The organism is Paenibacillus caui, assembly GCF_019904135.1.
Lineage (GTDB): Bacteria > Bacillota > Bacilli > Paenibacillales > Paenibacillaceae > Fontibacillus > Fontibacillus caui.
The window spans coordinates 1-12,184 of record NZ_JAIOGQ010000053.1; the positions used below are offsets into that span (position 1 = coordinate 1).

The window sequence follows — 12,184 nt, forward strand, 5'->3', positions numbered from 1 at the left end:
GGACGAGGCGCTGCTAAAGATGCTGTATCTGGTCACCATGGATGTCACCCGCAAATGGACAGGCCGTGTCCAGAACTGGGGCCAAATGCTGTTGCAGTTCTCGGTCTTCTTCCCCGAACGCATCGGCCAACATCTGCCGTAAGGGCAATCTCCCCCATGGGGGAGTCTCTATAAATGAGTTTACACAAAATTATTGACACACCCCCACCTCTTCTTCGAACCCTCTAAGAAATGTTAATCATTATTCTTTTTAATATATAGATATCTGTTCTTTCCAATAGAAATATAAAAGAAAATCAAAAATGGAATAACAATTCTTAATCCTGTTAATAGACTTCCACATTCCAATTTAATTTTTTCATTCTCACTTATTGTAAATCTATATTTATTACTTCGACACCAATCAATTTTTAAATAGATCTCGTATTCACTTGGTTCTAAACTGATCTCTTTTATATCTCCATCTTTTATTATGCCTACTTCCGAATCATTAATAATTATCTTGAAATCTCTTAGTTTATTTACAAACTGTGATAATCTTTTAAGTTCAAGAAGTGATTGAGAGTTCATATAATTGCTCCTTAAGAAATTAATGATTTTTTAGGTGGTTTCAGCTAACCTCTTCTTCACGTACTTCGCAAATCTCCAACAATCCCGATATTCACGCACTTAAATTAATTCTCCTCACATACATCTTTTTCCTTCCTTGGCTGGTTTTCAATTTGCGGCATAGCGGCATATAAGACCATGTTCTTTGTCCATTTTCGGCAAAGGCGTCAAGTTCTTGCCCTCTGACACGGCACGAAAGGCGTTGTCTCAACCTATAATTCATTAGATTACGATGGTAATCCAACATAAGAAAACTGCCAAAACTGCTTATTTTATTATGCCGCAGTTTTGGCAGCTCCGCTTTTGGTTGATATAAGCTATGATGCTTAACATATCTATCAGATTAATTTTCCGAGATTAGGTACAGATAAATATCTTTGCCAGACTCGGTAGTAATAAGTTTAGTCTATTACAGCCGGCATAATACATTCCTTAATCAGTGTCCACCGGTCACGAGGATTCATAATGAATTCTGATGCGATTGCCACGACCATGTCTTTTTCTGGAATAGAGCAAATGACATTGCCGCCATCGCCCAGCGCTGAGTACGCAAAAACTCCATCCTCTTCGCGCAACCACCATAGATAACCGTACTTGTTGGGGTTCATCGCTGTCGATTCGAGGATCCATGCCCCCGAAACAATCTGATGGTTGTCCCACATGCCCCGGTTCAGATACAGAAAACCAAAACGCGCCATATCACGGGGGGTTAGCGTCAGTCCCCATCCTCCTGTGGAGTTACCGCTTGGGTCTTTAACCCATCCTTTTACGTTTTTCCCGAATAAATCCTCAAACCCAAATGATCTCATTTCATGATCCGGGATCTCTTTCATGCCGATCGGTTTAAATAAGCGTTCGTTCGCAAACTCACGGGCACTTTTTCCTGTGCTGCGAGTGATGATGCTTGAAAGCAGGTGCGCCCCTGCAGTGGAATACTTAAAATCTCCAACACTCCCTTTTTGACCCAGAATCTCCAGAGTATATTTTACCCAATCAGGTTGCATACACATCTTGTCCAGCGGTTCGTGCCAGTCCTCAAATGGATAGGGAGCCGTCATCGTAAGGAGATGGCGTATGGTGATTTCTCGTTTCTGCCGATCCGCAGCTGCGGGAACATATTCGGGGAAAAAATCCAGCACCTTCTCGTCTACATTTTTAATATATCCTGCATCTATGGCAATACCAATGAGGGCAGATATGATGCTTTTCGTTACAGATGCCACATGGTGCGTATCATCCGGGCCATAGCCGTTATAGTATCTTTCATAAGCAATATATCCATGTCTCACAACAACCAACCCGTTTATATTGCTGTACTCGGATTTGATCACAGGTTCAAGTTCCGAAAGCTTTTCAGCATCCATTCCCAAGGTTGCCGGGTCTCCGGCTTGCCATTCGGTAGTTGGCCAGTAGTTTCTTTGCATGATAAATACCTCTCTAAAAGACGTTTTTTGTTTTGTTTAGGGAGCGTTAAGCAAAATGTCAGGTCGTGGTCTTGCTCCTATTTTTTCATTACAGGAAAATACACCTCGGTAACCAAATCCTCGGCAGCGGTACGCTTGATTGGGGTCGATTACATATACTTCATATGGCGATTTCACCAATTCATATTCTTCATTTTCTACCCATTCCCTCAGCTTGGCATATACCGATGTTAATTCTGAATATGAACCCTTTAAAACAGACTTCGCACAAAGACCTCCGGGCAAAACTCTCGTACCCTTTACAGTCTCTTCGATTGGGATGGCAAACTCTGTATCATTGCCGGCAGGATTGTATTCAGGGCTGTGATAAATAGTCATTGGCGTACCAAGCAAGGTGAGTTTTTCAGCAGCAATCTTTTTATATAGCCTGCTAAAATACTTTCCATATCCTAGAGCATAGTCATCACTGCTCATCATCTGTCGCATATAAAGGATATTCATTGGCTGGGTTTCAACAAGCTGTACTTCTATATTGTCAAGGTATGACAACACGGGTATGCCCTTCTTTAAATTTAAAATATCATGACTCATTTGTTTTAGGGTATATTCAAAAGCATTTAGCTTTTCCTGTATTTCCCTTCTCTTGCGATTAAGAGCAGAACAAAGCTTCTCTTCTGCTTGATCCTCTTCCAATTCCAGAATGGCTTTGATTTCTTCCAGAGAAAAATGATAAGATTTCAAGCGGTTGATAAAGAGCATCTTTTTTAGTTGCCTGATGGAATAATACCTATAACCGTTTTCAGGATTAATCTCATCAGGATGAATCAATCCGATTTCATCGTAATACCGAAGCGTTTTTGCAGATACTTCGCATATCTTTGAGAATTCTCCGATCGATAGCAAGAGGTCACCTCCATTCTTTTTATTTTTTGGACTGACTATGCTATAAGTATCGATCCTTTACTCAATTCAACTGTACACTTTACCCTAAGGGCAAAGTCAACGGCAAAAATATTGGTGCTTCTTTAGTAAGGCAGTCAAGATTGGATTTTATAAGTGCGGAAAAGGAGCGTGTGAAAACCCCTTGAAATATAAGGCTCTGCACATTGTTTACATGTATTCAATGTGTTCTTGTGGGAGCATCACAAAAAAGCAGACCAAAACTAGAACAATACAGTCTTGGCCTGCTTATTTCTGTTCTTCAACTATCGTCCTCCGTAGCGTTGCTTGCTGTTGCATATGCGAATGCGAATTTTCTTAAGCCTTAGGCATTTCGTTGAAGAAAGCTACATCATCGATTGGCAGCCTCACCGTCGGATGACCGGGCTTCGCCGCCTTACCGATAGCGATCAGCATAATCGGAACGTACCGCTCTGATATGCCGAAAGCTTTCATGAACTTTTGTTTGTCATAACCGCCTATCGGTACCGTATCGTAGCCTTTGGCGCGGGCAACAAGCATGAGTTGCATCGATACGAGCCCGCTGTCGGTATAAACGATTTGGCGGACGGCCTCGGGCGGCATGCTCGAATACATACCAGTATAGCGTTCGACAAACGATTTTGCCGTATCCGTAGCCATAAAATCCGCATCGACAGCCAAGCCGTAAATCTTCTCGGCCATCCGAATGTTCTCCAGGTCCCCAAGAACGGCGATGACAGCAGAAGCCTCGATCACTTGTTGTTGATTGAATGCGATCGGAAGCAGCTTTTGCTTCAGCTCCGGAGAGTCGATAACGAGAAACCGCCATGGCTGCAGGTTGGCGGCTGAGGGAGCCAGCGTAGCTTGCTGCAATATTTCGGTCAATTCCTCCCGCGAAATCTTGACCTCGGGATCATAGCCACGAACCGACCGGCGTTCTCTAATAACATTGAAAAAAAGTTGTTGCTCCAGTGTTTGCGACGGTTGCGAAACGGACATGGTTCTCTCCTCCTCTTGAAACGTGGGTCTGTCAACGTAAAAGTCAGTATCTAACACAGGCTGTTTATACAACATTTGTTGTATTTATATGTTATAATAATAGTAGAGCGATCACAATAATCAATGTTATTAAATAGTTGTTTAGACAACACCATTTCGATAATGTTGGTTTATTAGGAGGCCTTATTATATGACAATTCATAAAAATGAAAGCGATCCTCGAGTGAAACGTACACGTCAACTCCTACAAGATGCTTTCACTTCATTGATTAAAGAAAAAGACTTTGAATCGATAACCGTTAGGGATATCGCAGAGAAGGCTACTGTAAACAGAGCGACTTTTTATGCGCACTTTACAGATAAATTTGCAATCCTTGAATCTAAGATAAATGAGTCTTTTATGGCGATCATAACTCGCAGAATAAGTGGTCATACGGTATTAAATGAAGAAACTATTGAGAGTATTTTTCTGGCTGTATGCGATTTTCACAAGGAGCTGAGCACCTTGTGCAAAAGAAGCTATAAATCGCTTGGACCAGTATTCGAAATTCGAATAAAGGAGAAAATTCAAACGATACTTCTCTCCTTTATAAACAAAGACAAGATGCTTTCGAGTCCAAACGCGCAATTATTAATAAATACAGCTACTATCATGATAAGTTGGGGAGTGTATGGGGCAGCTTATGCTTGGAACAATGAGGGGCGTGTAATAACTGCAGAATCATTCGTAAAACAGACTATGCCCTTAATAATGAACGGAGCCAAAGAACTGCTGGTCTAGGTCGTGTCGCTATTGCATTATCCTGCCAATTAGCTTAACGATCCAAGCGCATTCTTTTTACTTACGGCAGATCGGCCTTTGATCCGTATTGTTGCTTAGCTTCCTCAGCGGTGAGGAATTCTTGTTTAATAACTGGAAGAGTCTATACGAGTTCATCCAAGGTTTCAACAATACCTTGAATTTCATCCTGAATCTCCACGGGGCGGTTTTCTACCAGCATTTTAAGGAAATCTACGAATTGACCACCGCCTTTACGGGGACCCCGGAAAGAAAAAAAAGGACGCCCAGTGTATATACACTGCTTCGTCCTTCTTCCTCAATCCGTAATCGCTTATTGCACCGACTGCAAATGTTCGGCCAGACGGTCCCAAGTCTCGGAAATTCCTTGCTCCATGCCCATATCGAGAACCGTTTTGAGCGCTTCAGCGGATTCGAATTTAGACCGGCTGAGCACCTTGGTCTTTCCTTCGTGTTCTTCGAATTGCAGCGTAACCTCAGTCGCCGGCATCCCTTCCGCCTCATTGCCCTCCGCATCGGAGAAGTAATCGATGTACACGATTTTCTCCCCCTTTACGATCTGCTCGTAAACCGCCTTGCCCCAGGATTCCATGCCGTAAAAATCTCCCTGATTCTGATCGACGCACTTCATGCAATAGTGCCAGACGCCGCCCTCCCGAAAGTCAATATTGCATGCGCTTAATGTCCACCCGCGGGGACCCCACCATTGCTTCAGATGTTCCGCCTCTGTAAATGCTTTGAAGACAAGCTCCTTCGGCGCATCAAAGATGCGCTCCATAATGAACTCCTGCCCCTCTACCTTGATGATCATCTTGTTTAGCATGGACAATTCCCCCTAAGATTTTTCGGCTTTGTCTTCGAATTGCAACATCTGCAAGTAATTCTCCAGGTTGTCAAATCGTTCGCTCCAGATCATGCGATATTTATCGAGCCAAGCATCCAACCCCTGGAACGGCTCCTTCCGGAGCTGATAATTCCGGTGATTGGCAACAGCCTCAACCTCGACAAGACCGGCCTCGAGCAGCACGCGCAGATGCTTTGAAGCTTGAGGCTGGCGGAGTCCAAGATGCTCGGCGATATCTCCAACCGTCATGGGACCTTCAACCAAAAGTTCTACCAGGGGTACCGCCAACATTTTAACGAAAATATACGCTAAGCCTTCGGGTGTACCCGGCTTAGCGTTTTTTCTTACTCTAAGCCCATAATTCGGGCTAAATCGCCCGAACCTCCGATCATTCAATTTCCTGTTGTTTCAAGGGTCGTAATGAATTGAGAGACGTATTTTGTTTGAAGTTGAATTTGTATTCGCCTAGAAAATTGATGTGCTCCCATCCAAGGGGGGAAATGTGATTTAGCAGTTCTTCCTGGAGCTTACCTTGCTTTTTGCGGTGTTCAGATGCTTGCTGGAGATAGACAGTATTCCAAACGCTAATAGCATTGATGATAATGTTCAACGCACTTGCCCGTTGGAGCTGATCTTGTAGCGCACGTTCCCGGAGCTCGCCATGTTTGCCGAAGAAGATCGCTCTGGCCAATGCGTTCATGGCTTCTCCTTTGTTCAACCCTCGATGAATTTTTCTTCGCAGAGCCTCGCTCGAAAGGTACTCCAAGATGAAGATCGTTTTCTCAATACGCCCCATTTCTCGGAGCGCGGTAGCCAGGCTGTTTTGTCTTGCATAGGAACCGATTTTCCCCATAATGAGTGATGCCGAAACGGTTCCTTCCCGGATGGAATGAGCCAGCCGGAGAACATCATCGTAGTTCTCTTGAATGATCTTGGTATTAATCTGTCCGCGAAGCAGCTTCTCCAATTTAGGGAAATCGGAAGGTTTTCCGATAGTGTAGAGCTTGGAGTCAGCCAAGTCGCGTAAACGCGGCGCAAAGCGAAATCCAAGCAAATGCGTTAAACCAAAGACTTGATCGGTGTAACCGGCTGTATCCGTATAATGCTCCTCGATGGACAAGTTCGTTTCGTGGTGGAGTAAACCGTCAATGACGTGTACGGCATCCCTAGCGTTCGTATTGATGACTTTCGTGTAAAACGTGGAGAACTGGTCACTCACAAAGCGATATATCGTGGCTCCTTTTCCAGTTCCGTAGTGAGGGTTCGCATCTGCGTGAAGCGACGATACACCGATCTGGACGCGCATTCCATCAGATGAGGAGGTCGTGCCGTTCCCCCAATATGAAGGCAGCGCCAGCTTGTGATGAAAATTAACAAGAACAGCTTGCGCTTTATTCATCGCGTCTTCGTACAGCCGCCACTGAGCAGTATTGGCCATTTGCCGATATGAAATGCTCGGCGTGGCTTCAGCCATCTTTGTGAGCCCGATGTTCGTTCCCATTGCCATAAGGGTAGCCATAATGATTGTTGTTTCTTCCTCGTTCGGAGCGCGGTTACTAGAAGCGTGAATAAACTGCTCATGAAAATTCGTCCAGTTGGCTACTTCCATGAGCAGATCCGTTAGCTTGATTCGTGGTAACAGCTCATAGAGGGAAAGACTGAAATTCCGGGATTCATCGGGAACATCTTTCTCCAATCGCTCGATGTGCAATTTCCCGTTCTCCAAATTAACTCCGTCCAGTTCATCGATGTGATCCGAAACCCAGTTTAATCTTTGAAGAAGTGCTTCAATCCGTTCTTCAAGATATTCCTTTGCGGACAAGCTGACGGCAAGTTTTGTAGCGCTAGGATCAATGCCATTCCAATCGGCTTTCGGCACGAGGTATTCCTCGAAATCCTTATGCTGACGGCTTCCGACTATGGACACATCCCCGGAACGAACGTAATTCCGCAACTCAGTCAGGACAGCCATTTCGTAGTAATGCCGGTTGATTGTTCCGTCATCGTCGTAAACGTGCTTTTGCCAGCGGTTCGAAACGAAGTTCAGCGGCGCGCCTTCAGGAACTTTCCGCTTCCCGGTTTCATTCATATCCCGGATGATATCGACCGCCTTTATTAGCGGCTCCGTGGACTTAGTTGACCGAAATTCCAACGATTTTAGCAGCGTTGGCGTGTATTTCCGGAGCGCATAAAATTTCTTTTCTAACAAATCCAAGTAGTCGTAATCAACGGGTCGTGCCAGCCGTTTAGCTTCCTCCACGGATGTAACGACATGATCCCACGGCATGACGGCATCAAGTGCAACAAACGGATCAATACCTTCGCTTCGGGCCTTAATAAGAGCTGCTCCAAGATCGGCAAAGTGAACAACCTTCTCGTTGATCGATTTACCGTTTTGCTTTTGAAGTTCCTCTTGGGCCTTTCTCCCTTTGGAAAGCAGGATCATAATCTGCCGGTCATGAATCTCGAATGCCAGGTCTGTCAAATCTTGAATCAACTCCAATAGGTACGCAACTAAAATCGCGTACTTTTTCGGATCATTAAAACGTCTGAAGGAATGAGGTTCGTAACGCGAACCGATTTTAGAAAGCTGTCGCAGTCGGTTCGGATGAATGCCTGTCGTATCGACTTGCAGCTGCAGGTCGCGTATGTATTCGAGTTTTTCAATTACCTTCAGGAAAGAATCCGGAGAACTGGTACCTGGAATTTCCCTTAACCATGCTAAGTAGGTTTTGCTATTTGCCGGCATGGTGGTTAAGACACGATCCAGCTTAGCAATCTGTAATTCTGTCAGTGAACTGCTGAGCAGCTTGAATATTTTTTCTTCTGTTCGTTTGCGAGTTTCCCAAACAGCTCTTTCAATTGTAGCCATTGAAGGAAGAATGATTTTACGCTTGCGCAAATCTTCGAGTGCGAGTTGAATCAGGTGTAAGGGATTGCCGTTTGCCATTGCATGGCTAAATAGATGCTTGCACAAAGAACGATATTCGCTCAAGGTGAATGTCCGGTAACCATATTCCTTCCGGATCTCATCCAGATGCTCGTATTTTGTGGCTTCTCGGTCGCCGTAAGATGCAAAAGACTCCACATCGGCATGGATTTGTTTTGCAATATAACGAAGGACTTGAACGAGCACATCTTTTACGTCAGAAAGCGTCCAGCCGAGATAGCGAAGTACGCACAGTTGTACGGCAAAGCCTATTCGATTATAATCTCTTCGCCGCTGCTGGATGATTTCAAGGTCATGCTGGGTAAATGTGAAATAGGTACCCAATTCCCATTCGCCGAGATCATGCGGTATTTGCGTATATTGCATCCGTTCGTCCGGAGTTAGAAGTTCCCTTACTCTCGCGTACATCGTTCTCATCCCCTTATTGCCAAGCTATTTTTTCTACTTCCGATTGCAGATCCGCACGAGTCGCCTTGACGTAAATCATCGTTGTGTCCAGACTATCGTGTCCCATAATTTGCGCTAAGCGGTGCAACGGGGTGTTTTCCGCCATCACGTACCCAAACCGGTGCCGTAGATCCTGGGCGCTCAATCCTTCGAGCCGCGCCGATTTCATGTATTTTTGAATTACATGGCGTAAAGCTCGTTCGGTTAATCGATCGCCAGTTTTCTCCGATGGAAACAGATAATGACTGTCCGAAGGAAGGACTGCCAGATATTTTTCTAAAGCAGTTCTACACGTAGCGTTCAAAGGAACTTCCCGCTGTTTATTCCGTTTTCCGGATCGGACCGTAAGCTGACCGCTGCGTTTACCGATTTGAATATCTCCGGGAGCCAGATCGCATACTTCCATTGTTCGTAAGCCCGTGTGAAACATCACGATGAGAATCGTTTGATCCCGAAGAGAACCGTCATGCTCGGCCGCAGCAACCAAAGCAGCTTCTTCTTTGTCTGTCATCTGCCTAGGGCTTACCTTTTCTTCAGGAACCAATTTAACCGGCTTCGAAGGGTCGCGGCGAATCCTGGAATCCGATACGGCCCATTCAAAAAAACGTTTCAGGGTTATAAGCCGTCGATTAATGGTCGCCGGTTTCAATTCCATTACTTTTTGTGCGGTTTCCCGATATCTTGTTAATGTTGGAGTAGCCACATCTTCAATTCGAAATATAATCTCTTCCTCTTGGTGGTCAGCGGTCTCAAACCAGCCGATGAAATGTTTTAGATCGCTTGCATACTCTTTTAGTGTTTTGGGATTCAAATCTTCATGTGTTGTGAGTGCATGAATGAAGTCCTGAATCATCTGCTCGCCCCGTTCTGAAATCCCGGTTACTTCTCTCATTAGCAAAGCCTCCAAATCTTGACTTACATTAGCGGACATGATATTCTTATCTTAACCGAAACATTAGCGGACATCAAGTGTATGCTTTGAAAACATCGAATGACCGCTAATCTTAATTAGCGGTCATTCGATAATTAGGAGGTCATTCCTTCATGGTAGTTCGTAAAGACGATTTGCATAGCTTGGTTGAACGGCTCCAAGAACCCGATCAAAAAACAGCGCTTGACTTTCTTCAATATTTGATCGATCGTTCAGAAAGAAATCCGCTGAGTTGGGAAGAGATAGATCGACAAGAACCCGATGAAGAGCCTTTGACGGAAGAAGAACTTCGCCAGTTAAAAAGCGATGCCGGATATGTGTCGGGGGAGGTAGCCAAGCGTGAGTTCGGGCTACAAGTTGACCTACCATAAAGATGCCGTAAAATTTATCGCCAAGCAAGAAAAACAGATTCAAGAACGGATCGCGCAAGGTTTGAAAGGTTTGTCGTCATTCCTCCAATTGGTGACATTAGACCAATGAAAGGCTATATCGGCCTGTATCGGCTGCGGATCGGTACGTTACGAATCCTCTTCGAAGTCAATCACGACGAGAAAGTGGTTTACATACGCGCTATCGATTCGCGCGGTGGGATTTATAAATGACAAATGTAAGGTGAAGGGACGAGAATATTTGGCATACATCGTTGAATGAAATCCGTTACTCGAAAACGATGAAGTAAAGCGTACTTTATCAAAGCTGCATGTTACGTTTATGACCATTGGTTTTATGTCGATCACACATGTCTTGAAAATTATCGTGACTAGCACCGATGCCGCAGACGTTTATGCCAATAATGGTCAGGTTTACTCCTATCGGGCAACCGATAAATATACTGACCGTTTGGAGCAAGTAGAAGTAAAGTGAATGTGATGAAAATTATATTGAGTGTTTCACCGAAAAATCTGAACACCCTATAATATCAAAGCCTATTCCAGTTATAAACATGTGATATCTTAGATATCAAGGATATCCATAGATATTTACGGGGTTTTTAGATATCTATAATGAAAGCGAGTCGGGCAGCGGAAGCGTTTGGATCCCAGCAAAAACGACAAAAAGAGGCCGACAGCGTTGAGCAGCTGCCGACCTCTTTTAATATTGTTTAGCTTATGGACTGGAGGAGCTGGAGAGATAAATGTAAACCGCAAAGGCCATATACACCAAGACAGCCCCGAGCACTATAAGCAATATTCTCAGAATTTTCTTTTTCCGTTTACTTAATTGCTTTTGCATTGGATTATCCTCCTAACACTTAATTTTTTTGGAATAGGAGAGAAAAAAGGGGATGCACGGCTCCCCTTTTTCGATAATCATATTAGTAAGACCAGTCGTGTGTCAATTGTTTTGTGACGATATCGCCAACGCCTTCCCAGATGATCGAGAGTGTCAAATTACCGACGATGTGAGCGTATCCGCCTGTTTTAGAGCTATCAACGGTAGCATAGGAAAGACCTTGTTTATGCTCCCAGCTATTACCTGGGTGGAAGCCGAGGAGAGCGCTGTCCGTTGTTGGCGTGCCTTCAATTTTATCGTTTACGATGTGGGCCACTACATAGGAGTACATCCAGGAAAGGCCATTATCGTTCCACTTCTGAGAGTATTCTCTATAATAGTCGTTTGCTGCAGCGGACACTTTATAAGTCTTAACCTCAACAGGGTTATTCGCGTTGCTCGCAGCTAGGTCATTGTAATAGAACAAGAGTGCGGCATATTCATCAATTGAATCTACTTTAATACTTTTACCAGGCGTTTGATCGTAAGTACTTTTGGAAGCCGTTGCGTTGTAACCCGCTGCCTTTTTTAGTTCTTCTACCGAATTGAATTTTCCGGAGTACGTGGCAAAGTAAGATTCTGGTACAAAGTCGTGTACAGAAACAACGGTTTGGTTGGAGACTACTGACTCGGTTTTCTCGGCAGCGAACACAGCAGTTCCAGACAAAGATCCAACAATTAAAGCACCAGACAATAGCATCTTAGTTGAAAAATCCATAGCAAAACGCTTCACTCAACAAAACTCCCTTTTTTTAAAATTTTTAAAATAAATTCGATTAATTAGCAGCTGCTAAAGAAGATAATACCACCAATTGTAAAATATGTATATATTTTATTGAAATTTTAATTGATAGGAAGTTCCTAGTACCCCATCAATCCTTAAATTGTGGGTAAAGGCGTTTTAATTTGATCCTTGCTTCATCGGTAGTAAACTGCCAGTCCACGCCTTTTTGGTTTTGGTTTCGGGCACACTCCCATGCCGATAATT

Annotated in this window: 10 protein-coding genes and 4 pseudogenes; 4 read left to right on the forward strand and 10 right to left on the reverse strand. The window is 44.1% G+C overall.

Annotation, left to right across the window (positions count from 1 at the left end):
* Window positions 1-142 (forward strand): annotated as a pseudogene (locus K7397_RS21710) (IS256 family transposase); the annotation flags it as partial.
* Window positions 143-234: 92 nt separating this feature from the next.
* Here the strand turns inward: K7397_RS21710 and K7397_RS20400 are convergent.
* The 4 genes and pseudogenes from K7397_RS20400 to K7397_RS20415 all read right to left on the reverse strand — a co-directional run bounded on the left by K7397_RS20400 (window position 235) and on the right by K7397_RS20415 (window position 3,953).
* A complete protein-coding gene (locus K7397_RS20400; RefSeq protein ID WP_223070432.1) occupies window positions 235-570 on the reverse strand; it encodes a hypothetical protein in 336 nt (111 codons plus the stop codon).
* Between the two features lie 440 nt (window positions 571-1,010).
* On the reverse strand, window positions 1,011-2,033 hold the full coding sequence (locus tag K7397_RS20405; protein WP_223070433.1) for a serine hydrolase domain-containing protein: 1,023 nt from the start codon (window positions 2,031-2,033) through the stop codon (window positions 1,011-1,013).
* A gap of 77 nt (window positions 2,034-2,110) precedes the next feature.
* Window positions 2,111-2,936 (reverse strand): annotated as a pseudogene (locus tag K7397_RS20410) (MerR family transcriptional regulator).
* Window positions 2,937-3,290: 354 nt separating this feature from the next.
* Window positions 3,291-3,953, reverse strand: coding sequence for a nitroreductase family protein (locus K7397_RS20415; RefSeq protein ID WP_223070434.1), 663 nt, complete (start codon window positions 3,951-3,953; stop codon window positions 3,291-3,293).
* Window positions 3,954-4,143: 190 nt separating this feature from the next.
* Between K7397_RS20415 and K7397_RS20420 the strand changes: the two genes are divergently transcribed.
* A complete protein-coding gene (locus tag K7397_RS20420) occupies window positions 4,144-4,734 on the forward strand; it encodes a TetR/AcrR family transcriptional regulator (protein ID WP_223070435.1) in 591 nt (196 codons plus the stop codon).
* 331 nt (window positions 4,735-5,065) lie between these two features.
* On the opposite strand, the gene K7397_RS20425 is transcribed toward K7397_RS20420, so the two are convergent.
* The 4 genes from K7397_RS20425 to K7397_RS20440 form a co-directional block, all read right to left on the reverse strand.
* Window positions 5,066-5,575 carry an SRPBCC domain-containing protein gene (locus K7397_RS20425; protein ID WP_223070436.1) on the reverse strand — a complete coding sequence of 170 codons (510 nt, stop codon included), beginning with the start codon at window positions 5,573-5,575 and terminating at the stop codon, window positions 5,066-5,068.
* 12 nt (window positions 5,576-5,587) lie between these two features.
* Window positions 5,588-5,887 (reverse strand): ArsR/SmtB family transcription factor, encoded by a 300-nt coding sequence (locus K7397_RS20430; protein WP_223070437.1) that lies wholly within the window; start codon window positions 5,885-5,887, stop codon window positions 5,588-5,590.
* A gap of 97 nt (window positions 5,888-5,984) precedes the next feature.
* On the reverse strand, window positions 5,985-8,954 hold the full coding sequence (locus K7397_RS20435) for a Tn3 family transposase (RefSeq protein ID WP_223070438.1): 2,970 nt from the start codon (window positions 8,952-8,954) through the stop codon (window positions 5,985-5,987).
* A gap of 13 nt (window positions 8,955-8,967) precedes the next feature.
* Window positions 8,968-9,885, reverse strand: coding sequence for a tyrosine-type recombinase/integrase (locus tag K7397_RS20440; protein WP_223070439.1), 918 nt, complete (start codon window positions 9,883-9,885; stop codon window positions 8,968-8,970).
* A gap of 152 nt (window positions 9,886-10,037) precedes the next feature.
* On the opposite strand from K7397_RS20440, the gene K7397_RS20445 reads away from it, so the two are divergent.
* Both K7397_RS20445 and K7397_RS20450 read left to right on the forward strand, forming a co-directional pair.
* Window positions 10,038-10,295 (forward strand): hypothetical protein, encoded by a 258-nt coding sequence (locus tag K7397_RS20445; RefSeq protein ID WP_223070440.1) that lies wholly within the window; start codon window positions 10,038-10,040, stop codon window positions 10,293-10,295.
* A pseudogene (locus K7397_RS20450) lies at window positions 10,264-10,526 on the forward strand (type II toxin-antitoxin system RelE family toxin). The gene K7397_RS20445 and the pseudogene K7397_RS20450 overlap by 32 nt, the downstream one beginning before the upstream one ends.
* Before the next feature lie 713 nt (window positions 10,527-11,239).
* Here the strand turns inward: K7397_RS20450 and K7397_RS20455 are convergent.
* Both K7397_RS20455 and K7397_RS21715 read right to left on the reverse strand, forming a co-directional pair.
* Window positions 11,240-11,929 carry a hypothetical protein gene (locus K7397_RS20455; protein WP_223070441.1) on the reverse strand — a complete coding sequence of 230 codons (690 nt, stop codon included), beginning with the start codon at window positions 11,927-11,929 and terminating at the stop codon, window positions 11,240-11,242.
* A 139-nt stretch (window positions 11,930-12,068) separates the two neighbouring features.
* A pseudogene (locus tag K7397_RS21715) lies at window positions 12,069-12,184 on the reverse strand (IS630 family transposase); the annotation flags it as partial.

Bases quoted from the DNA above. Each gene is read 5' to 3' on its own strand.
- K7397_RS20445 (WP_223070440.1), top strand. From the start codon at position 10,038: ATGGTAGTTCGTAAAGACGATTTGCATAGCTTGGTTGAACGGCTCCAA.
- K7397_RS20425 (WP_223070436.1), bottom strand. From the start codon at position 5,575: ATGCTAAACAAGATGATCATCAAGGTAGAGGGGCAGGAGTTCATTATG.
- K7397_RS20440 (WP_223070439.1), bottom strand. From the start codon at position 9,885: ATGAGAGAAGTAACCGGGATTTCAGAACGGGGCGAGCAGATGATTCAG.
- K7397_RS20435 (WP_223070438.1), bottom strand. From the start codon at position 8,954: ATGTACGCGAGAGTAAGGGAACTTCTAACTCCGGACGAACGGATGCAA.
- K7397_RS20420 (WP_223070435.1), top strand. From the start codon at position 4,144: ATGACAATTCATAAAAATGAAAGCGATCCTCGAGTGAAACGTACACGT.
- K7397_RS20400 (WP_223070432.1), bottom strand. From the start codon at position 570: ATGAACTCTCAATCACTTCTTGAACTTAAAAGATTATCACAGTTTGTA.
- K7397_RS20415 (WP_223070434.1), bottom strand. From the start codon at position 3,953: ATGTCCGTTTCGCAACCGTCGCAAACACTGGAGCAACAACTTTTTTTC.
- K7397_RS20405 (WP_223070433.1), bottom strand. From the start codon at position 2,033: ATGCAAAGAAACTACTGGCCAACTACCGAATGGCAAGCCGGAGACCCG.
- K7397_RS20430 (WP_223070437.1), bottom strand. From the start codon at position 5,887: ATGTTGGCGGTACCCCTGGTAGAACTTTTGGTTGAAGGTCCCATGACG.